Source organism: Comamonas endophytica (assembly GCF_023634805.2).
In the GTDB taxonomy this organism is placed as follows: Bacteria; Pseudomonadota; Gammaproteobacteria; order Burkholderiales; family Burkholderiaceae_C; genus Comamonas; species Comamonas endophytica.
In genome coordinates, this window is sequence record NZ_CP106881.1 from 247,145 (window position 1) to 268,440 (window position 21,296).

The 21,296-nt window shown below is 66.2% G+C and carries 22 protein-coding genes; 7 read left to right on the top strand and 15 right to left on the bottom strand.

The annotated features are described in order from the left end of the window. Window positions 1-232: 232 nt before the first annotated feature. Window positions 233-646 carry a hypothetical protein gene (locus tag M9799_RS01040; RefSeq protein ID WP_231042568.1) on the top strand — a complete coding sequence of 138 codons (414 nt, stop codon included), beginning with the start codon at window positions 233-235 and terminating at the stop codon, window positions 644-646. A gap of 39 nt (window positions 647-685) precedes the next feature. Here the strand turns inward: M9799_RS01040 and M9799_RS01045 are convergent, their stop codons facing one another. Together M9799_RS01045 and M9799_RS01050 are read right to left on the bottom strand one after the other, a co-directional pair. Then, a complete protein-coding gene (locus M9799_RS01045; RefSeq protein WP_231042569.1) occupies window positions 686-2,035 on the bottom strand; it encodes a chloride channel protein in 1,350 nt (449 codons plus the stop codon). Between the two features lie 380 nt (window positions 2,036-2,415). Continuing rightward, entirely contained in the window at window positions 2,416-5,118 is a 2,703-nt protein-coding gene (locus M9799_RS01050; protein WP_231042570.1) for a beta-glucosidase, read from the bottom strand. A 217-nt stretch (window positions 5,119-5,335) separates the two neighbouring features. Here M9799_RS01050 and M9799_RS01055 point away from each other — a divergent pair, with 217 nt between their 5' ends. Continuing rightward, window positions 5,336-5,761: a thermonuclease family protein gene (locus M9799_RS01055; protein ID WP_231042571.1), complete on the top strand. Its 426-nt coding sequence runs from the start codon at window positions 5,336-5,338 to the stop codon at window positions 5,759-5,761. A gap of 8 nt (window positions 5,762-5,769) precedes the next feature. Here the strand turns inward: M9799_RS01055 and M9799_RS01060 are convergent, their stop codons facing one another. Both M9799_RS01060 and M9799_RS01065 read right to left on the bottom strand, forming a co-directional pair. Next, window positions 5,770-6,186, bottom strand: a complete 417-nt coding sequence (locus M9799_RS01060; RefSeq protein ID WP_231042572.1) for a hypothetical protein — start codon at window positions 6,184-6,186, stop codon at window positions 5,770-5,772. A 95-nt stretch (window positions 6,187-6,281) separates the two neighbouring features. Next, window positions 6,282-6,494: a hypothetical protein gene (locus M9799_RS01065; RefSeq protein WP_231042573.1), complete on the bottom strand. Its 213-nt coding sequence runs from the start codon at window positions 6,492-6,494 to the stop codon at window positions 6,282-6,284. 220 nt (window positions 6,495-6,714) lie between these two features. On the opposite strand from M9799_RS01065, the gene M9799_RS01070 reads away from it, so the two are divergent. Further along, window positions 6,715-7,746, top strand: coding sequence for a porin (locus M9799_RS01070; protein ID WP_231042574.1), 1,032 nt, complete (start codon window positions 6,715-6,717; stop codon window positions 7,744-7,746). 215 nt (window positions 7,747-7,961) lie between these two features. After that, a complete protein-coding gene (locus M9799_RS01075; protein ID WP_231042575.1) occupies window positions 7,962-8,123 on the top strand; it encodes a hypothetical protein in 162 nt (53 codons plus the stop codon). A gap of 10 nt (window positions 8,124-8,133) precedes the next feature. Here M9799_RS01075 and M9799_RS01080 read toward each other — a convergent pair whose 3' ends face one another. The 10 genes from M9799_RS01080 to M9799_RS01125 all read right to left on the bottom strand — a co-directional run bounded on the left by M9799_RS01080 (window position 8,134) and on the right by M9799_RS01125 (window position 16,995). Then, entirely contained in the window at window positions 8,134-8,856 is a 723-nt protein-coding gene (locus tag M9799_RS01080; protein ID WP_231042576.1) for a hypothetical protein, read from the bottom strand. Beyond that, a complete protein-coding gene (locus tag M9799_RS01085; protein ID WP_231042577.1) occupies window positions 8,853-9,845 on the bottom strand; it encodes an MlaD family protein in 993 nt (330 codons plus the stop codon). Before M9799_RS01085 ends, M9799_RS01080 begins: the two co-directional genes overlap by 4 nt. A gap of 17 nt (window positions 9,846-9,862) precedes the next feature. Continuing rightward, complete coding sequence (locus tag M9799_RS01090; protein ID WP_231042578.1) at window positions 9,863-10,666, bottom strand: MlaE family ABC transporter permease; 804 nt, start codon at window positions 10,664-10,666, stop codon at window positions 9,863-9,865. A gap of 78 nt (window positions 10,667-10,744) precedes the next feature. Beyond that, entirely contained in the window at window positions 10,745-11,251 is a 507-nt protein-coding gene (locus M9799_RS01095; RefSeq protein WP_231042719.1) for a disulfide bond formation protein B, read from the bottom strand. A gap of 45 nt (window positions 11,252-11,296) precedes the next feature. Then, window positions 11,297-12,421: a sulfate/molybdate ABC transporter ATP-binding protein gene (locus M9799_RS01100; RefSeq protein ID WP_231042579.1), complete on the bottom strand. Its 1,125-nt coding sequence runs from the start codon at window positions 12,419-12,421 to the stop codon at window positions 11,297-11,299. Window positions 12,422-12,434: 13 nt separating this feature from the next. Further along, window positions 12,435-13,349: a sulfate ABC transporter permease subunit CysW gene (gene cysW / locus M9799_RS01105; RefSeq protein ID WP_231042580.1), complete on the bottom strand. Its 915-nt coding sequence runs from the start codon at window positions 13,347-13,349 to the stop codon at window positions 12,435-12,437. Further along, window positions 13,346-14,209 (bottom strand): sulfate ABC transporter permease subunit CysT, encoded by an 864-nt coding sequence (cysT, locus tag M9799_RS01110; RefSeq protein ID WP_231042720.1) that lies wholly within the window; start codon window positions 14,207-14,209, stop codon window positions 13,346-13,348. The genes cysW and cysT overlap by 4 nt, the downstream gene beginning before the upstream one ends. An 81-nt stretch (window positions 14,210-14,290) precedes the next feature. Then, a complete protein-coding gene (locus tag M9799_RS01115) occupies window positions 14,291-15,292 on the bottom strand; it encodes a sulfate ABC transporter substrate-binding protein (RefSeq protein WP_231042581.1) in 1,002 nt (333 codons plus the stop codon). A 113-nt stretch (window positions 15,293-15,405) separates the two neighbouring features. Beyond that, entirely contained in the window at window positions 15,406-15,981 is a 576-nt protein-coding gene (locus M9799_RS01120) for an RBBP9/YdeN family alpha/beta hydrolase (RefSeq protein WP_231042582.1), read from the bottom strand. 69 nt (window positions 15,982-16,050) lie between these two features. Further along, window positions 16,051-16,995 carry a LysR family transcriptional regulator gene (locus tag M9799_RS01125; protein ID WP_231042583.1) on the bottom strand — a complete coding sequence of 315 codons (945 nt, stop codon included), beginning with the start codon at window positions 16,993-16,995 and terminating at the stop codon, window positions 16,051-16,053. A gap of 137 nt (window positions 16,996-17,132) precedes the next feature. Here M9799_RS01125 and M9799_RS01130 point away from each other — a divergent pair, with 137 nt between their 5' ends. From M9799_RS01130 to M9799_RS01140, 3 genes are all read left to right on the top strand, one after another. Then, a complete protein-coding gene (locus M9799_RS01130; protein ID WP_231042584.1) occupies window positions 17,133-17,750 on the top strand; it encodes an FMN-dependent NADH-azoreductase in 618 nt (205 codons plus the stop codon). A gap of 184 nt (window positions 17,751-17,934) precedes the next feature. Then, entirely contained in the window at window positions 17,935-18,255 is a 321-nt protein-coding gene (locus M9799_RS01135; protein ID WP_231042585.1) for a hypothetical protein, read from the top strand. Window positions 18,256-18,474: 219 nt separating this feature from the next. Further along, window positions 18,475-20,577: a TonB-dependent receptor family protein gene (locus tag M9799_RS01140; protein WP_231042586.1), complete on the top strand. Its 2,103-nt coding sequence runs from the start codon at window positions 18,475-18,477 to the stop codon at window positions 20,575-20,577. 61 nt (window positions 20,578-20,638) lie between these two features. Here M9799_RS01140 and M9799_RS01145 read toward each other — a convergent pair whose 3' ends face one another. Further along, the gene (locus tag M9799_RS01145; RefSeq protein WP_231042587.1) at window positions 20,639-21,187 is read right to left on the bottom strand and encodes an NADPH-dependent FMN reductase; all 549 of its coding nucleotides are present in this window, start codon (window positions 21,185-21,187) and stop codon (window positions 20,639-20,641) included. Window positions 21,188-21,296: the final 109 nt, after the last annotated feature.

Here is a 21,296-nt window from a genome sequence, read left to right on the forward strand (position 1 = left end):
GCCCGACCTTCGCTACTGTCCTGATGCATCCTTGCGATACACCACCCGTCGAGCATTCTAAACAGATCGAGCTTCGGCGGAGTGGATGACACCGGGCAGGAGCTGCCGCTTGCCGGGATTGGCTGACGGTCATCGAAGCTTCGATCCGATGGCAACTACAAGGCCCGCCAGGGCATCCAGATCGAGGGCCAAAACGCGGATGCCATAATGAGGCCAACTCTTCGTCACTTCAATGCGATACCTCTTCGCCGGCCTGATGCTGGCTACCGTCTGTTTTCCCTCGATGGCAAAGGAATGGTTCGTTGTCTACGGCGACCCCCTGCAGTCGCAGAGTGACCTTATCGAGATCCGGCCATCCTTTATCTCGACCGTCGATCTTCCCACGGTCGAGGTGCGCGTGTCGCGCAGTGTCGAGCGCAACGCCTACGGTGGCGGCAAGTACCGCTCGCACCATTCCATCGCGGTCATCGATTGCAGCAACCAGGCGGGCTGGTACACGCAGATGGATTTCTACGGCCTCCCCGTGTGGACAGGGCCGGTGACGCAGAGCCGATCGTTCAAGGTGGGCCACGCCCCCGTTGCCTTTGCCGAGATTCCCGGAGAGGCGGACCGCCTCGTGCGCGCTGCCTGCAAGCTGGTGAAGTGACCGGGAAGGGCAGCCTCCCCGACAGCCCTGGATCAGCTCTCAGTTGTGGGCCTTGGGTGCCTCCACATCCCTCGCCGGCCCGGCCACCGTGGAGAGCATGTACAGCGCCAGCGTCTCGTACAGCGGCCGCGCCAGCATGCGCGACACCAGGCTGGCCAGCATGGCGGAGGCCATCAGGCTGAGCACCATGGCATGCCCGTCGACCATCTCCATGACGATGATGAATGCCGTGAGCGGCGCCTGCGTCACGGCCGCGAGGAAGGCGGCCATGCCCATGGCGATCAATGCCGGGGCGATGTCAGTGCCCATCAACTCGGCCACGTTGTGGCCGACGCCTGCGCCGATCGAGAGCGACGGCGCGAAGATCCCGCCCGGTATGCCGACCCATGCCGACAGCCAGGTGGCGATGAACTTGAGCGTGACATAGAACTCGGGTACGTCGGCCTGGCCCACCAGCATGTGCTTGACGGCCTCCGAGCCCGCACCGAAGGTCGCGCCTCCGGTCGCCATGCCGATCACGGCCACTGCCAGCGCGCCCGCGGCGGCGAAGCGGATGGGAAAGCGCGCGCGAAACCGGTTCAGGCGCTCGGGTGCGGCCGTCAGCGAGGCGGCCAGCAGCTTGGCGAACAGGCCGCCCAGCACGCCGCACACCAGCGTGACGACCAGCCCCGGAAGCAGCGCTTCCCACGACAGGCGCGGAACCTGAATGCGCCCGAAATAGCTCAGGTTGCCGAACACCGATACCCCCATCAGGCCGGCCAGCACGATGGCCGCGATGATCAAGCCGCTCGAACGCGACTCCAGCTTGCGCGACAGCTCCTCGATGGCAAAGACCACACCGGCGAGGGGAGCATTGAAAGCCGCCGCGATCCCCGCGGCACCGCCCGCCACCAGCAGCGCATGGCTGGTGATCCCCGACTGCGGGCCCAGCCAGCGCCGGGCGCTGTGCATGACGCCGGCCGCCACCTGCACCGACGGCCCTTCCCGGCCGATCGACAGCCCCGCGGCAAAACCGGCCGTGGCCAGTGTCATCTTGGCAAAGGAAAGCCACAGGGACACGAAGCGGCCGCGCAGGGAGCTGTCGAGGGCGGGATCGAGCGCCACGACCACCTGCGGGATGCCAGAGCCCGCGGCGCCCGGCGCCCAGCGCCGCGTGAGCCATACCGCGGCCGCGGTGACCGCGGGCATCCAGAAAAGCACCAGCCAGCCCCCCTGCCATTGGTAGATGTGCAGGAACAGCTCGAACGCGGCATCGGCCATCAGCGTGAAGGCCACCACGCACAGGCCGGCGGCGACCGCGAAGGTGAGCACGATACCCCGGTCCAGCCAGCGCCTGCCGTCCTTGAGTTCTTTGTGGAGGTTCTGGAGGAAATCGGGTTCTTGATGCATCAAGGTCCAGCCGCTGGCCAAAGCGCTTCATTCTGCACGAGACGGCGGATCGGCGCTGAGGAAGGCGCCAACGCGGTCATGGCCCGCTGCCCACCCTGGGTCGCATTGCGCGTTTTGGGGCAGGATGTACGCAAGGAAGTCATTTGTCCGCTTCACATTGCGGCAATGAATCAACGAAATCCTGTGGATGCGTCGTTGATGGTCAATGCGTGCAACCCTATCGCGCTTCAGCGGCCCTGGCATCGAGGACGATTTGGTGAAGCGGCGGCGACCTGTCCGCTCCGGCCGCGTGATCCCGGGCCGATACCTGCATGTTCCCACCCGCCCAACAAAAAGCCGCCCCCACATCGCAGGGGCGGCTTCGAATCAAGCCCGCGCAATCAGAACCGGCGATCGGCTCCCACCATGGTCATGGCCTTGACCTGTTGCGGCAGCGGGTTCGATTCCGCGGCGGTCTGCGTCAGGCGCGTGTCGATGCGCAGGTCCGCGTTCAGGACCATGGTTTGCGCATCCTGCCCCAGCTGCAGCTTGTAGCTGCCCGGCGCCACCACCCAGGCCTTGGCCGCGGTGTCATAGCTTGCCAGCGAGCGCGTGTTGAGCGGCATCGACACGGCCTTGCTTTCGCCCGGCTCGAGCCAGAGCTTGGTGAAGGCCTGGAGGCTGCGCACGCTGCCATCCGGGCGCGTCACATACAGCTGCGGCACGGCGTAGCCCGCCAGCTTGCCGGTGTTGGAGACATTCACCAGCACGCGGGCGTCGCCGCCGCTGCGCAGCAGCTCGGTGTCCGCCACCGTCAGGCCGGCAAAGCTGAACGTCGTGTACGACAGCCCGAAGCCGAACGGGAACAGCGGCTTGGCCCCGCTCTTGAGGTAGCCGCGGTAGCCATAGTCCGTTCCTTCGGAGTACGTCATGGTCGTCTTGGCATTCGCCCCCACGTAGTCGCTGACCTTGCTGTACGAGGCGAAGCTCGGGTTGTCGCCGATGCTGCGGTCGAAGGAGAAAGGCAGGCGTCCCGAGGGGTTGACATCGCCATACAGGATCTCGGCCACGGCCTGGCCCTGGATCTGGCCGGTCTGGCCCGCGTACAGGATGGCCTTGGCCTGGTCGGCCCAGGGCATCAGGTCCACGCCGCCGCCGGTGTGCACGACCACGATGGTGTTGGCATGCGCCTTGATCACGTTCTGCAGCAGGATCGACTGCTGGTCCGGGAGCGCGAACTCCGTGTCCATGCTCTCGCCCTCGTTCTCGTGGGAACGCTCGACGGACACCAGCACGGCGTCATAGCCGCTCAGATCGGCCGTGGGAACGAGCGGCGCCCAGCTGGCCTGGAAGCCCTGGATGCCTCCGATGGGCTCGAAGGTCCACGGATGGGTCACGCGCCGGAACTCGACCTCGACGTCGTAGGCCTGGCCGGCCACGAAGTCCAGAGCCACCGTCGACGGGTGGATGTTGGTCAGGCCGTCCGATGCCACCGGGAAGCTGTTGTCGATGACGCGCTGGCCATTGACCTTCACCTGGTAGGGACCGTCGCCGCGGAACTTCAGCACGTGCTGGCCCGTGACCTGCGGCTGCACGACCGCGGTGAAGCGCGCCGCCAGCTGGTTCTCGGCAATGTTGATGGCCGAGAGGTTCGTCACGCCGTGGTTGGTGATGTTCATGCGCGCCAGGAAGTTCAGGTCCAGGCCGGGCTCGATGCGCGTCATGGCCGGCGCGCCCGAGAAGTTGCCGCCGGTGAAGTATTCGGCCTGCACGCCGCGCACCAGCGCTCCGCCGGCATCGCGGTGGTACCAGATGCTGTCGCGCGGGCTCAGGTTGTTGGCCGGGAAGTAGTCGATGTTCGCCGCCGAAGACGCCAGGTCCTTGAGGCCCTGCACTTCCGTGATGAAGGATGCAGGCGCGCCATACGCGGCGCCGAAGGTTGTCGCGGGACGGCTGTTGGCGGGCTTGCCGATCACCGCGATGCGCGCGTTCTTCTGCAGCGGCAGCGCGTTGCTCTCGTTCTTGAGCAGCACGATGCCTTCGCGGGCGATCGCCAGGGCCGCGGCCTTGCCGTGGCTATGGTCGACGGTGCCCGCCGCGTGCGCGCCGCTGTCGAAGCGCACCACGCCGCGCAGGTTGCGGCGCACGGCGTCGTCGATGTCGCTCTCGCTGATCTGCTTCGACTGCAGCAGCTGCTGGATCGTGGCGGGAACCATGGTCTTGCCCGATCCCATGTCCAGATCCGCGCCTGCCAGCAGCGCCTTGCCGGCATCGCGGATCGAGTCGAAGTCGGAGGCCACGCTGCCCTTGAACTTCCATTCGCCCTTGAGCACGTCCTTGAGCAGCCACTTGCTCTCGCAGGCGATGTCGCCGTTGACGTGGGTGAAGGCGCACATGATGTTGGCCACGTCCGCGTTCTTGACGACGGACTCGAAGGGCGGGAAATAGCCTTCGCGCAGCGTGCGCTCGTCCACGACGATATTCACGTTCTTGCGGTTGGCCTCCTGCTCGTTGGCGATGAAGTGGGTGGCCGAGGCCATCATGCCCTGCGTCTGGATGCCGTTCACGACGGCCGGGGCCAGCGCCGCGCACAGGAAGGGATCTTCACCGCAGATGGCCTGCGAGCTGCGGCCGTTGTAGGGCGTCCGGTACATGTTCAGCGTCGGCGCCAGCGTGATGTGGCCGCCCGCCAGGCGGGTTTCATAGCCGATGGCCAGGCCGTATTCCTTGGCGCGTTCGAGGTTCCAGGTCGCGGCGAGGATTTTCTGCGACGGGAACTGCGTGCCCACCAGGTCCTGATCGACGCGGATGCCGTTGGGCGAGTCCAGGCCCCAGGCCGCCGGGATGCCCAGGGCGGCGTTGGGATGGACCCAGTTCTTGCCAATCTGGCGCAGGTAGTCGATCTTTTCGCCCAGGCTCATGCGGGCCATGACGGATGCCACCTTGGCATCGATCTCCTGATCGGCAATGTCCCCGGGCGTGAGGACCGGGGCCGTGGGATTCGGCTCCGCCACGGAATCATCGGAGCCGCCGCTGCCGCCGCACGCGGTGAGCAGCGCCGCCACTGCCAGAACGGTCCACCTGTTTTGTACTTGCTTTCTCATTCCATCTCTCTGTTGTTATGACACTCGGAAATCGAACGGGATACTACGGTCAGTAAAAGCTTGACCAAGCCATAGCGGAGGAATTGACGAAATTTGGAGCAAATTGGCGAAGTTTGCCTACAGGATTCACCAGCCCGGCGCTTACGTAACCATGGCGCCCACAGTGGGCAACACCCTTCGGCGGGCCTGGTGAGCCTCGTTGCAGCATCATGTGCAGATGCTCGCCACACTCCTTGTCTGCCTGGTCATCGGTATCAGCGATGGCGATTCGCTGACGGTGCAATGCGGGCCGACGGGCCACGCGCAGCTGCGCCAAGTGCGCATCCACGGCATTGACGCACCCGAGCGCTTCCAGTCCTTTAGCGAGGCCTCCCGCGACAGCCTGGCCGCGTTGTGCCTGCATGCGCACGCGCGTATCCGGCCGCTGGAAATCGATGGCTACGGTCGTCTCGTGGCCCGGCTCGAATGCCGGGAGGAGGATGTGGCGGCGCACCAGGTGCGCAATGGGATGGCATGGGCCTACCTGCGGTATGCCCGCTCCCGCTCCGATCTGGCGGTACTGGAAGCGCATGCGCGCCGGGCACGCGTGGGGCTTTGGGCCGACCCGCACCCCGTGGCGCCCTGGGACTGGCGCCATCGCTGAGCGCCTGGCTAGGGATAGCAGGCTTCGAACTCTTCCTCGGTCTGGCGCTCCAGGTCGCGCAGCCGCAGCACGCCTGCGCGCTTGGTGAACCGGAAATGCCGCTGGACCAGCTGGTCGGTCAGAAAGCACTCGCTGCGCACTTCCATGCTGTCGTCCGTCACCACCACTGGCTCGGTCGCCCGGCATACCATGGCGTCCAGGCTGTGGTCCGCCTTGGGGTTGGTGTAGCCATAGCGGAAATAACGCGCCTGCACCACGAGATAGGCCGGCAGCGATTTGCCTTCGCGTTCACGGCGCAGGCAGGCTTCGGTGGAGCGGTTGGCGAGATAGCTGCCGAAGAACTTCTCGGGGAGCAGATGCTCGGTGGCGGCATCGGCACCGCACACTGTCAGTGCAACCAGGCAGGCGACGAAATATTTGCGCATGGAGCCACTCCCAATGTAATCGAAACTCCAATTTAATAGTAATACGCTATTAAATCAATGGATCAGATAGGCATTGCATGCGATTGCCGAGAGCTTCAAAGCGGCGCGCGGTCACCCGAGGCAATGCGCCGCAAGGCATCCAGCGCGGCTTCGCGCGTCGGCCAGGTCTCCCCGTTCAACAGGATGTTGTGCTCGTCCACCACGAAGCTGGTGCAATACCAGGCCCCGTCGGCCTGACACAGCGTTGCGCTGTAGCTGCTGCCATCGCTCTCGCCAAACACATGTTCTCCGGGGACTTGGGGCTGCATATCGATTTCCTTTGTGCGTTGCGGGAGGGCCATTGTGCGGCGGCAACGGACTTACGGCAAACCCATCCCGGACACACCGGAATCGGGCACCTTTGTTGGAGCGAAACAACATTCATCAAGCAGTCACCAGCTTATCCGCACGTAGGACAAATGCCCGCTTTATGGCTGGCACATGTCTTGCTATATTCGGGTTTCTAACTATTCATTACTGGAGTTTCCCATGAAGAAGTCACTGCTCGCAGTGGTTGCCGCCCTTGCGTGCGCCAGCGCAGCACACGCCCAAAGCACCGTGCAGATCTCAGGCCTGGTCGATGTCTACGCCGGCTCGATGCGCCTGGCAGGCAGCCCTGATCGCACCAATAGCGTGGGCTCGGGCGGCATGACGACTTCCTGGCTGGGCTTCTTCGGCAAGGAAGATCTGGGTGGCGGCCTGAAGGCTGAATTCGCGCTGTCTTCCTTCCTGCGCGCCGACGTCGGCACCCTGGGCCGCTACAACGGCGACCCGGCATTCTCCCGCGACGCCAACGTGGCGCTGTCCGGCGGCTTCGGTACCCTGCGCCTGGGCCGCTCCATGGCCCCGAACTTCCTGCCCACCATCCTGTCCAACCCCTACGGCGATTCCTTCGTGGTGTCGCCCCTGGTGGTGCACGCCAATATCGCCAATGCGCCCTACTGGGGCATTGCCAACCTGACCACGCCGTCCGACACCGGCTGGAGCAACCAGGTCACCTACACGACTCCCAGCTTTGGCGGCCTCAAGGCCAACCTGCACTACCAGTTCGGCGAACAGGCGGGCGATTCGGGCAAGCGCAATGTCGGCTTGAACGCGCTGTACTTCGGCGGCCCGCTGACGCTGGTGGGCTTCTATGAGAACGCCAAGATCAGCAACCCCGTCACGCTCGCGCCGATGGACACCAAGACCAACTGGATGCTGGGCGGCAACTATGACTTCGGCGTCGTGAAGGCCTATGCCACCTACGGCGAGGCGAAGGTCAACGCCACCGACTTCGAGGCGCGCACGATTTCCCTGGGTCTGGACCTGCCGGTGCTCAACAAGGCCGGTGCGGTGAAGGCCGCCGTGGCGCGCACCAAAGTGGAAGGCACGCTGGATGCGACGCGCACCACCGCGAGCCTCGGCTACGACCATTTCCTGTCCAAGCGCACCGATGTGTACGGTGTCGTGATGCACGACAAGATCACCGACCTGCGCTCGGGCACCACCGTGGTGCTGGGCATGCGCCACCGTTTCTGAACGCAGCTATGGGATGCGGGCGCCAAGCCTGCTCCAACGCAAGAAGCGAGGCTCCGGCTTCGCTTTTTTTTGGCCTGCCGGGAGGCGGCGCGGCGGAAGTCAAGTTGAAGCGCTTTTGTCCGACAATGGCGGTCGAGAATCAGCGGTGCAATCGGGGTGTGCAGGGTTTGCCCTCACTTACTTCCAACCGCCCACCATACAGACAGGAGGCCACCATGAAAGCCTTCCCCTCGATCGCCCGCCACCCGCTCGTCGCATTTGCCGTCACCGTCGTGCTCGCCGTGTCCTCCATGGGCTCGATGCTCTGGATCGACAATGCCGCGCAGGCCGCCGACAGCCTGCAGGTGGTCGACCTGTTCACGCTGCTGGAAGAGTAAGAAACACCCGCTAGCGCGCCGGACCCTGAACTGCGGCGCCTGTCGAGCCGGCGCCCTGCAGTACCTGCACCCGGCGTTCCAATGCCTGCACCTGGCGCTCGTCACCCGCTTTGCGCGCCTGCCCGATATGCAGCAGCAACCAGGCCAGCAGGGGACGGCGCCAGCCCTGCGAGGATGCGGTATCCACCGCTTCGGCCAGCAGTCCATCGGAGGGCCCCTGGGCGCGCAACACCACCGATGCTGCCACGAGGCGCGACAGTGGTTCCTTCACCGCCTTGACGGCTGCGAGCGCCGCGCCGGGTTCGCCCAAGGCACGCGCCACGGGCTGTTGGGCTGCGGGCAGCAGTGCGATGTCCTGCACCGACAATGGCCTTGTCTGCAGATAAGCCGCATAGGCCTGCTCCGCAGCTTCGGCATCGACCGCCACGGCCGCGTAATCCCCACATTCCTTCCAGTCCAGGCTCGCCTGTTCGGCCGCGCAGCGCATCAGCGCGAGCCGGGCGATCAACTGCGGGCGTGCGGTGCGCTCGACCTCGCTGCGCGCCTTGCTCCATTCCAGCGCCTGCACGCGCGCATCGCCACGCAGATAGGCCTGGGTGGCGCGCTCGGCGGCCGAATCGGCATTGAGCGCCCAGTCGGCGGCGGGAGGCTGGTTGCCGCAGGCAGCAAGCGCGCAGCACAGCGTGGCAATCGCCGGCCAGCGCCGTACATGCAAAAGGGTGGCATGGGTCATGGCAATGCAAGCTCCGGCTTTTGTGCGAAAGGCCATTTGCGCTGGATGTCGACAAGGATGGTTTCCAGGCGCCGCAAGTTGCCTTCCACTTCGCCGCGCAGCGCGCCCAGGTCGGTAGTGGCCTCGCGCGCGTTGGCGCCCACGGCCTGCACTTCGGCCAGCACCGCATCCACCTTGCGCAGGCTCTGGCGGGTGTCGCCCAGCAGGCCGTTGAGCTGCGCCACCGTGGCGCGCACCTCGGGCATGACGCCGTCGGCATCGAAGACCTGGCGGTCGGCGCGCGTGACCAGCTGCTCCATGCGCGCCATCAGCGAATTCGCGCGCTCGAGCGTGGCGACCACGCGGCGCGCGTCGGCCTCGTTGCCCATCACCACCCCCAGCGCCCCGCCCGGCCCCTGCAGCCGCTCGGCCAGGGAACGCACTTCGCCCAGCGCCCCGCCCAGCGCCGAATCGTGCGCCGTCATGGCCCCGAGGTTGGCCAGCAGCGTCTTGGCCGAGGCCATGATCTGCGGGATCTCGGCAGTGGCATCGCCGCGCAGCACGGGCCGCTCGGCGCCTTCGGCCAGCGCCGGGTCGCTGAGGATGCCGCTGTAGGCCTTGATGGTCGTGCCGCCCACCAGCCCGCGCACCAGCGTGAAGACGCTGGACTCGCGCAGCCAGTGCGCATCCTTGCGCGGCACGTCGACCAGGATGCGCACGTTGCCATCGCCGGACAGCTGGATCTGGCGCACGCGCCCGATGGGGAACCCGGAGAAGGTCATGTCCATGCCGACCACCACGCCCTCGGAATCATCCGTCGTGAGCACCAGCCGCTGGGTCGGCTCGAACACGCCGCGCGAGTACAGCAGGTACAGCGCCGAGCCCAGCACCAGCGCCAGCGTGAAGATCAGCAGCGCGGCGGCCTTCGCGCGCAGATGGGCCACCGGGCGCAGTTCGGCCGCGTCGGGCAAGGGCGGCGCAGCCGCGCCCGCGGATTCATCGGTCTGCATCGACTAGGCTCCAAAGCTCAATAGTAGTTGCCCATGAGGGAAAGAATCTCGATTATGAGCAAGACGGCAAACATCCGTGCCAGGCCGCCCAGTTCGCGCCCCTCGCGGCGCAGCCTGGGCAGCGGGGAGTACCAGCCGGAGGCCAGCGGAATCAGCGCCACCGCCAGGCTGAAAAACAGCGTCTTGAGCGCGAACACCAGCGTCACCCCCGGGCTGAACACCTGCCCGAAAAGCCGCGTGTAGGCCGGCAGCCCCGCTAGCGTGAATCCATAGACGCTCAGGTACACGGTGATCAGCGCCACCACGCAGCTCAGCGCCGCCAGCGTCAGGCAGGCAAACAGCCCGCCGACGGCGCGCGGCAGCAGCTCGCTGCGCACCGGATCGATGCCACGGCGCTGCAGCGCCTCGCCATGGCCGCGCAGGCGTAGCTGCACCAGCTGCGATCCGTTGGGAATGGTGCAGCGCATGGCGACGAACAGGCAGGCCGTGAGCGGGATCAGCTCCAGCACCAGCACCCGTACGACCATCTCCAGCGCATAGCGCGAAAGCCCGTAGCTCAGCGCCGTGACCACCACGATGCGCGTGATGACGGCGCACAGCAGCGCCGCCAGCGCCGTGAAGCCCAGCAGCACGGGCCCGGTCTGCACGTAGAGCTGGTAGGCCATGCGCGCACGCGACACTCCAAGGTAGCTCGAGGGCGACAGCAGCAGCACCAGCACCACTGCCCCGAGGTACACGCTGCGCCACCAGCCCATGGCCGTCTCGAGCGCGCCCTCCCAGACGCGCTCGGCAAAACCCCAGGTGGCTTGGCTCAAGTTCATGCGGCGATGATAAGGGCGAGGCTGCAGCTTCACCTGCAAGGCGCGCTGCGCCCTGCTTGCCGCAGCCCGCCCGACGGCTCAGGCTGCGCTGCGCCGGCGCAGCAAGAGAGCGAGCAGCGCCAGGGCAAACAGCACGAAGGCAATGAACGACCAGTTGGCGATGGAGCCGCCGAGGAAGGTCCAGTCGATGGCGGTGCAGTCGCCCGAGCCGCGGAAGATCATGGGGATCGACCGGCTCAGCGGATAGTTCTCGATCATGCCGTAGAAGTCGCGACCGCATGAAGCGACCTCGGGCGGATTCCACTGCAGCCAGCTCTGGCGCGCGGCCACGAAGGCACCGAAGCCGGCGCTCAGCAGCGCCAGGCCGCTCCAGGCCGCCAGCCAGCCCCGGCCGCCGCGCAGGCTGCCCAGGCCGGTGAAGATCGCCACGCCGATCAGCGCATAGCGCTGCACGATGCACATCGGGCAGGGCTCGAGGCCCTGGCCGTATTGCAGGTACATGCCAAAGGCCAGCATCGCCACGCAGGCGGCGCAGATCAGCGCCAGCACCCGGCGCGGCGCCGTGTCAAACCAGTTCAACAACACCATTCGAGCTCCCTCCGAAGCCGCGGCACGCGGCCCTTTGGTCCGTCAGATGCCTGCGGCGTGATCAATGAACACTTTTGCCCTGCGCGGTGTCACCACCAGCGTCTCGCCCTCGCGCAGGCCCATTTCCTTGAACTGCTGCGCCGGAATCTGCGCTTCGATCAAGGCCTCCTCCCCGCTCTGGGTGGTGGAATGATCATCATCGTCCGGAATAAGTTCCAGGCGCGCAATCGGGCCCACCACTATGGCGCGGTCCAGGCGCGCCACGATGCCGCGCGGGCGCCCCTGGGCGTCGATGTTCTGACCGGGCGAATAGCGCTCGACATCGAGGTCGTGCGGGCGCACATAGGCAAAGGCCTTGGCGTCCCTGGCCGCATCGGCTTCGGGCGCATCGAGCTCGATGCCGCTCATGTGCACCAGGCCCTCGTGCGCGCGGCCGTGGAACAGGTTCACGTCGCCGAGGAAACCGTAGACGAAGGGGCTTGCGGGATTGTCCCAGACCTCCTGGGGCGAGCCGCTTTGCTCGATGCGTCCCTGGTTGATGACCACCACCCGGTCCGCCACTTCCAGCGCCTCTTCCTGATCGTGGGTCACGAAGATCGAGGTCACGTGCAGCTCGTCGTGCAGCCGGCGCAGCCAGCGGCGCAGCTCCTTGCGCACCTTGGCGTCCAGCGCGCCGAAGGGTTCGTCGAGCAGCAGCACCTTGGGCTCGACGGCCAAGGCGCGCGCCAGGGCAATGCGCTGGCGCTGGCCGCCCGAGAGCTGCGAGGGGTGGCGGTCGGCCAGCCAGTCGAGCTGCACCAGCTTGAGCAGGTCCATGACCTTGGCGCGGATCTGCGCCTCGCTCGGGCGCAGCTTGCGCGGCTTGATGCGCAAGCCGAAGGCCACGTTCTCGAACACCGTCATGTGGCGAAACAGCGCGTAGTGCTGGAACACGAAGCCGACGTTGCGCTCGCGCACGTGCACGTCGGTCGTGTCCTCGCCGCTGAAGTGGATGCTGCCCACGTCGGGCGTTTCCAGCCCGGCGATGATGCGCAGCAGCGTGGTCTTGCCGCAGCCCGAGGGGCCCAGCAGCGCGATCAGCTCGCCGGAGTTGATGTCCAGGCTGACGTCGCGCAGCGCCTGGAAACTGCCGAACTGCTTGCTGACGTTGCGGATTTCGATACTCATGGTGCTTCTTCTTTCAGGCGGACGCGGCCGGCGGCGTGGGCCGCTCGGGAGGCAGCTCGGCGGCGGCGGCCTGCTCGCGCTCGGCGCGCCACTCGGCAAAGGATTTGATGACCAGGGTCACGAGCGCCAGCAGCGCCAGCAGCGAGGCCGCGGCAAAGGCCGCCACCGACTGGTATTCGTTGTAGAGGATCTCGACGTGCAGCGGAATGGTGTTGGTCTGCCCGCGGATATGCCCCGAGACCACCGACACCGCGCCGAACTCGCCCATGGCGCGCGCATTGCACAGGATCACGCCGTACAGCAGGCCCCACTTGATGTTCGGCAGCGTGACCTTCCAGAAGGTCTGCCAGCCGCTGGCGCCCAGCACGATCGCCGCCTGCTCCTCGTCGCTGCCCTGGGCCTGCATCAGCGGGATCAGCTCGCGCGCGATGAAGGGGAAAGTGACGAAGATCGTCGCCAGCACGATGCCCGGCACGGCGAAGATGATCTTGATGTCGTTGGCCTGCAGCCACGGGCCGAGCCAGCCGTTCGAGCCGAACATCAGCACATAGGTCAGGCCTGCGACCACGGGCGAGACCGAGAACGGCAGGTCCACCAGCGTGGTGAGGAAGGCCTTGCCCTTGAACTCGTACTTGGCGATGCACCAGGCCGCGGCGATGCCGAACACCAGGTTCAGCGGCACGGCAATCGCCGCCGTCAGCAGCGTCAGCTTGATGGCCGACCAGGCATCGGGCTCGCGCAGGCCCTCGAGGTAGGCGCCGAAGCCCTTGCGCAGCGCCTCGGTGAACACCGCGGCCAGCGGCAGCACCAGGAACAGCAGCAGGAAGGCCATGGCAACGCCGATCAGCGTCCAGCGCACCCAGGGCGCCTCGGTGGTGCCGGCCTTGGCGCGGCGCACCGGGCTTCGGGAAGATGTTGCTCCACTCATGCCGGTGCTCCCGCGTGGCGGCGCTGCCAGGCCTGCAGCGCGTTGATGACCAGCAGCAGCGCGAAGGAGATGATCAGCATCACCACCGCGACGGCGGTCGCGCCCGCATAGTCGTATTGTTCCAGCTTGCCGATGATGATCAGCGGCGTAATTTCGGAGATCATCGGCATGTTGCCGGCGATGAAGATCACCGAGCCGTATTCACCGACCGCGCGGGCGAAGGCCATCGCAAAACCCGTCAGCAGCGCCGGCGTGATGCTCGGCAGGATCACCTTGAAGAAGATCTGCAGGCGCGTCGCGCCCAGGCTGGTCGCGGCCTCTTCCAGTTCCTTTTCCGCGTCTTCGAGCACCGGCTGCACCGTGCGCACCACAAAGGGCAGACCGATGAAGATCAGCGCAATGACGATACCGGCGGGCTTGAACGCCAGCTGGATGCCCAGCGGCTCGAGGTACTGGCCGATCCAGCCGTTGCCCGCGAGCAGCGCCGTGAGCGAGATGCCGGCGACGGCGGTGGGCAGCGCGAAGGGCAGGTCCACCAGTGCATCGACGATCTTCTTGCCGGGAAACCTGTAGCGCACCAGCACCCAGGCGATCAGCAGCCCGAACACCAGGTTGACCAGCGCGGCGATCAGCGAGGCGCCGAAAGTCAGGCGGTAGGAGGCCATGACGCGCGGCGCGCTCACCGCTTCCCAGAACTGGGGCCAGGTCATGGTGAAGGTCTTGAAGACCAGCGCCGACAGCGGGATCAGCACGATGATGCTGAGATAGAACAGCGTGTAGCCCAGTGTCAGGCCGAAGCCGGGCAGCACGCGCTTGGCGCCGCCGCGTCCGCGGCGAGGCGGTGGCGGCGTGATCGGCATCGCGGCTTCCGCCGTCGCCGCAGGGGATGCGGCCGAAGCCGGGGAAGCAGCAGGAACCATGGTGCAGGTGCGCGCGCCGGCTTACTTGCCAGGCGTGTAGAGCTTGTCGAACTGTCCGCCGTCGTTGAAGTGCACCTTCTGCGCCTCCGACAGCGAACCGAAGTACTTGGCGACGGTGAACTGCTTGAGCGGCTTGAAGGTATCGGCGTGCTTCTTCAGCACCGCTTCGGAGCGCGGGCGCAGCGCATGCTGGGCCGCGATCTCCTGCGCCTCGTCCGAGTACAGGTAGTCCAGGTATTGCTTGGCCAGCGTAGCCGTGCCCTTCTTGGCCACGGTGCGCTCCACCACCGCCACCGGGTTCTCGGCAACGATCGACGAGGACGGATACACGGCCTGGACCTTGCCCTTGCCGAATTCGCGGTCGATGGAAATCACTTCGGACTCGAAGGTGATCAGCACGTCGCCGATGTTGCGCTGCAGGAAGATGGCCGTGGCATCGCGCCCGCCCTTGCCCAGCACCGGCACGTTCTTGTAGAGCTTGCCGACGAATTCCGCAGCTTGCGCGTCGGTGGCGCCCTTCTCGCGCGCCGCGCCCCAGGCGGCCAGATAGGCATAGCGGCCGTTGCCGCCGGTCTTGGGGTTCACGACCACGACCTGCACGCCGGGCTTGATCAGGTCGTCCCAGTCCTTGATGTTCTTCGGATTGCCGTTGCGCACCAGGAACAGCATGGTCGAGGTGGTGGGCGAGGCATCGTGCGGGAATTTCTTGGCCCAGTCCTTGGCCACCACGCCGTTGCCGGCCAGGAATTCGATGTCGGTAGTGGTGTTCATGGTCACCACGTCGGCGTCCAGCCCGTCATTGACGGCGCGCGCCTGGGCGCTCGAGCCGGCATGCGACTGGTCGATCTTCACGTCCTTGCCGGTGGTCTTCTTGTAGTGCGCGGCAAACGCCGCGTTGTAGTCCTTGTAGAACTCGCGCGCCACGTCATACGACACGTTGAGCAGCTGGTTCTGTGCCATCGCCGCGCCACTGGCCGCGAAGGCAAGGCTGGCCAGAACTGTCTTGAGGGTCAAAGATTTCATGGATGCAAAACCTGGAACGTGAAGAATTGTTTCATTGTCCGAGCTTCATCTTCAAACTCAAACGAATATATTCTTGTTAATTAATCCAATACAGGCATATAGGTCTGGCCATTTCACGCCTGCAGCGCCGCAGTATCGACCGGCGCGCAAGACCATGACAGCCCCGCCGTCAAGGACTGCAGCAGCGCCAGGCCCAGCGGCCAGGCGCCGTGCCCGGAATCGACATTCACATGGCCGGCATTCTGCAGCCGCACCAGCTCGCTGCCCCATGCCCGCGCATAGGCGCCCGCCAGGCGGATCGGACAGAACGGGTCGTTGCTGCTGGCCACCAGCACGCTGCGGTAGGGCAGCGAAGCCGAGGGCACGGGCGCGAAATCGATCAGCTGCGCACGGCGCTCCGGGTCGGCGGGAGCGACCAGCAGCGCTCCGGCCACGCGCGTGGCGGCCTCGGGCCGCAGGTGGGTCGTGGCGATGCAGCCCAGGCTGTGGGCCACGATCACCACCGGTTCCGGCCGCGCCAGCACGCATTCCTCCAGGCGCCGGACCCATGCCTCGCGTTTGGGCACGACCCAGTCGTCCTGTTCCACCCGTTCGGCGCCGGGAAGCTGGGCGGCCCAGAGGCTTTGCCAGTGGCCCGGGCCCGAACCATGCCAGCCGGGGACTATCAGAATGCGGGGGGTCTTATCCATGCCGGTTCTCCTTGAGGCGCGATTGTCGGCAGCTTTGCTTCGAATCCCAACGAACCATTGGTTGTTACCTTATGGCTGCGCGGCCCGGCCGCCCTCCCTGCCCCGGCCCACGGCTTCGCTGCTGCCGGGCAGGGTTTCGGCCAGGAAATCCAGGAAGCTGCGCACTGCCGGCGACAGACCGCGGCGCGACGGAAACACCGCGTGCACCACGCCCGGCGGTGGCGACCAGCCGGGCAGCAGGTGCACCATGCGGCCGTCGGCCAGCTCGTCATGGCACATGTAATCAGGCAGCCAGCCCATGCCTGTGCCGGCAAGCACCGCGAACTTCAGCGTCAGCAGGTCGTCGACCACATAGCGCGGCTGATGCTGCAGCGTGTAGTGCTGGCCTTCGGGGCCGGTGAGACGCAGGCTCGAGCGCCCGTCCACTGACGACATCGCCAAGCTGTCGATGCGTTCGAGCTCTTCCAGCCGCGTCGGCCGGCCCTGGCGGCGCAGCAGCTCCGGGCTGGCCACCAGCACCTGGCGCGAGATGTCCAGGCGCTTGACCACCATGCTGCCGCTGTCGTCGAGCGAGGAGCGCACGCGCAGCGCCACGTCGATGCTTTCCTCCACCAGGTCGACAGGGCGGTTGGTGACCTGCATGTCCACGCGCACCTGGGGATGGCGCGCGAGATAGACCGGCATCAGTGCGCCCAGCACGGTCTGCGCCAGCGTCACCGGACAGCTCACGCGCAGCGTGCCGCAGGGCGCGGTCTGCACCTGGGCCACGGTGTCGGCCGCGGCCTGCGCGGCGTCGCGCATCACCTGGCAATGGCGCAAATAGGCCTCGCCCACCTCGGTCAACGACAGCTTGCGCGTCGTGCGCTGCAGCAGGCGCACGCCCAGGCGCCCCTCCAGCTCGGCCACGCGGCGCGACAGGCGCGACTTCGGGATACCCAGCGCCCGCCCGGCCGCGGCAAAGCCGCCACGCTCGACCACCTCGGCGAAATACAGCATGTCATTGAGATCGTTCATTCTCCAGCTTCCTTAATCGTTCCATTTTCGGAACAATCTATTGCATTCAATGCTGCTTATCAAGCTTTCGTCCTAGCCGCATAATCTATCCCAAGCACTGACCATCCACGGTCTGCAATCCATCCAAGGAGCCTTTCATGCAACTGCTGCACATCGATTCCGCCATCACCGGCGACCAATCCGTCTCCCGCGCCCTGACCGCACGCACCGTGCAGGCCTGGGCCCAGGCCCACCCCGGCCTGCAGGTCGAGTATCTGGACCTTGCCAAGGATGCGCCCAGCCATCTGTCGGCGGTGTCGATGGGTTTCCGCACCGGCCAGCAGGCCACGACCGAAGCCGAGCGCCAGGAGAACGCGATCTCCGAAAAGCTCGTGTCCCAGTTCCTGGCGGCCGATGTCGTGGTGATCGGCGCGCCCTTCTACAACTTCAGCATTCCCAGCCAGCTCAAGGCCTGGATCGACCGCGTGGCCCAGGCCGGCCGCACCTTCCGCTACACCTCGGCCGGCCCCGAAGGCCTGGCCAAGGACAAGACGGTCATCGTGGTCTCGACCCGCGGCGGCGTCTATTCCACCTCCGAGGGCGGCCGTGCCATGGAGCACCAGGAAAGCCTGCTGCAGACGGTGCTGGGTTTCATGGGCGTCACCGACGTGCGCTTCGTGCGCGCCGAGGGCGTGGCCATGGGTGGCGATGCCAAGGCCACGGCGCTGGCGCAGGCGGAAGAAGCCATCCAGAGCCAGCTGACCCGGGCGGCCTGAGCCAGGCGGCCCACTGCGCCTGAGGCCAAGCAACACCGTCCAGCTCGGACATTGCCCCCACCGTCATGGACACGGGGGCTTTTTTTGTTAGGCTAGGGATTTCCCTGTGCCACGCTTTGGCGCATTTGCCATGTCTTCTATCCCGCAGCGATCGCGCAAAAATACGGATGAGTCCTTTGTGATCATGGCGGTTACCGTCGGGTTGGTCAGCGCCATCGTGCTGGGATATCTGCTGAACTGGTATCTTGAAGCGCGCGACACGCGCGAAATGCAGCAGGCCCAGAGCAAGGTCTACCGGCACTACCTGCGCAGCACGCCCGTGCAGCCGCCCGAGCCGATGCCCGAAGCCATTGCCACACGCCTCGCGGTCCGCGAGCAGCTGCTGGCCCATCCCGGCGTGACCCCTGGCCCCGGCTTCGCGGCACCTGGCGTGCAGAGCACGGGCAAGGTCATCGTCGACGCCATCGACCAGGCGCAGGAGAGGCAGAAGTCGGCAGGCCGCTGACTGGCGCCCCTGCTGCAGGCGTCTGAATACAGGGCTGTTGGTTTTTCGACCGTGATGCGCAATTTGCTGCGCGCTCTGTGGCATTCTCAGGACTTCGCCGCAGCTGTCGCGCGGCAGCCCCTCCCCATCGAATGAATGCTGCGCATGTACACGCAGCAGCGCTGCGCGCGGCCGTGTCCTGCTGTCCGCGCAGGTGCATTCCATAACCAAGGCTCTTTCATGAAATTGCATCAACTGCGCTGGGTTGCCGGCGTTCCCGTCCTGGTGGGCGGTATGTATGGCGTTGCCATGGCGCAGCCCGCAGCCGACGCCCGGCTGCCCGAAATCACCATCCAGAGCACGCTGGGCGGCACCACGCTGGCGCAGACCCCCGCGTCCGTCACGGTGATCGACGCCGAGCAGATGCGCGACCGCCAGCTGCAGGTCAACCTGTCGGAAAGCCTGTCGGGCGTGCCCGGCCTGCAGATCAACAACCGCCAGAACTACGCCCAGGACCTGCAGCTGTCGGTGCGCGGCTATGGCGCGCGCTCGACCTTCGGCCTGCGCGGCGTGCGGCTGTATGTCGATGGCATTCCCGCCACCATGCCCGACGGCCAGGGCGCGCTGTCGCACATCGACATCTCCAGCCTGGAGCGCGTCGAGGTGCTGCGCGGCCCCTACTCGGCGCTGTACGGCAACTCGGCCGGCGGCGTGATCAGCATGTACACCGAGACCCCGACGGGCCGCCCCACCATCGAAGGCGGCTACTCGGTGGGCAGCAACGGCCAGAAGCGCCTGTCGGCCAAGGCCAGCGGCCAGACGGGCCAGGGCCTGAGCTATGTGCTCAGCGCCAGCCGTTTCCTGACGGACGGCTATCGCGACCACAGCGCCGCCGACCGCAATGTGCTCAATGCCAAGCTGTCCACGGCCATCGGTGACGACGCGCGCCTGACCATCGTCGCCAACAGCATGGAATCCAGCGCGGAGGACCCGCAGGGCCTGACCTGGGAACAATACCAGGCCAATCCGCGCCAGGCCTCTGCCGTGGCCGAGCGCTTCAACACCCGCAAGACGCTCAAGCAGACCCAGGTCGGCACGACCTATGAGCGCCGCCTGAACGGCGAGCATAGCTTGTCGCTCACGGCCTATGCCGGCCACCGCTCGATGGAGCAGTACCAGTCCATTCCCGACACGGCCCAGCGCGCCGCCGGCCATGCGGGCGGCGTGATCGACATGTCGCGCGACTATGGCGGCGTCGATGCGCGCTGGACCGGAACGTTCAACGACGCTCCGGTGCCCGTCACCGTCACGGCCGGCCTGGCCGTGGAGACCGTCAAGGAAGACCGCCAGGGCTACGAGAACTTCATCGGCAGCCAGCTGGGCGTCAAGGGCGCGCTGCGCCGCAACGAAGACAACACCGTCACCAGCATCGACCCCTACGTGCAGGCGACCTGGAAGCTCGCGCCCGACTGGAGCCTGGGCACGGGCCTGCGCTACAGCCATGTGAAGTTCGAGTCCGAGGACCGCTACATCCGTGCCGGCAACCCCGACGACTCGGGCTCCGTGACCCACAGCCAGGCGCTGCCGGTGGTCTCGCTGTCGCACCAGATCACGCCCGAGCAGACGGTGTACGTGAGCGCCGGCCGCGGTTTCGAGACCCCCACTTTTGCCGAGCTGTCGTACCGCACCGGCAGCATCGGCGGCCTGAACCTGGACCTGCAGCCCAGCAGCAGCAGCCAGTACGAGATCGGCTTCCGCCAGCGCCTGACGGGTGCGGTGAAGGGCCACTGGAGCGCCGCCATGTTCCAGTCGCGCACCAGCGACGAGATCGTCAGCGCCGGCTCGAGCAATGGCCGCACCACCTACCGCAACGCCGGCGACACGCGCCGCCAGGGCCTGGAGCTGCAGACGGACCTGCGCCTGTCGCCCCGGTGGCAGCTGCTGGCCGGCTATACCTACCTCGACGCCGAGTTCCGCCAGGACTCGGGCAGCGCCGCCGCGGGCAACATGCTGCCCGGCCTGTCCAAGCAGCACCTCGTGGTGGGCCTGAACTACCATGTCACGCCCGCGTGGCGCCTGGGCTTATCGGCCGAGCACATGGGCAAGGTCTTCGTGAACGACGCCAACAGCGAATCCGCGCCCTCCTACACCGTGGCCGCCGCCAGCATCGGCTATCGCAAGGTCATGGGCCCGTGGACGCTGCGCGCGTTTGCGCGCGTCGACAACCTGTTCGACCGCAAGTATGTGGGCTCGGTCATCGTCAACGACGGCAACAACCGCTTCTTCGAAAGCGCACCGGGCCGACAGTGGGCGACGGGCGTCAGCGCCGCTTACCAGTTCTGAGCAGCCTTCTCCGACGAAAAAAACCGGCCCTGGTGGCCGGTTTTTTTTGGACAAAAGCCATTCAAGCGTGCCGCTTGACCCACTCCACATAGCGGTGCAGCCAGCTTTGCACGAACTGGCGGCTGCCCTCGCCTATCGACCCATCCTCATTGAACAACCCGTCCTTGTACTGGATGAACATCTCCGGCTGACCCAGCAACGGCACATCGAGATAGGCCAGGATATTGCGCAGATGCTGCTGTGCCATCGCCGTGCCGGCCGCGCCCACCGAAACGCCCAGCACCGCACCGGGCTTTCCGCCCCACACGCTTTGGCCATAGGGCCGCGAGCCCTGGTCCAGCGCGTTCTTCAGCACGCCGGGCACCGAGCGGTTGTATTCGGGAGTGACGAACAGCAGCGCCTGGGCGCCCGCGATCTGCGCGCGAAAGCGCTTCACGGCCTCGACCTCATTGCCGTCCGCATCCTGGTCGTACAGCGGCAGGGCATCGATGGCGATTTCCTCGAAGTTGAAACCTTCGGGCGCCATGCGCGCAATGGCCTGCGCCAGCTTGCGGTTGAAGGATTCCTTGCGCAAGCTTCCGACGATGACGGCGACCTGGTATTGGCTCATGAAAACTCCTCGCGGCAAAAACAAAAAGGGCTTCCATTATGGAAGCCCCCAGCAATCCGCGCGGTGGGCAACGTCCTACACCGGACGCCGCGCCTGCCGCTGAAGCCGC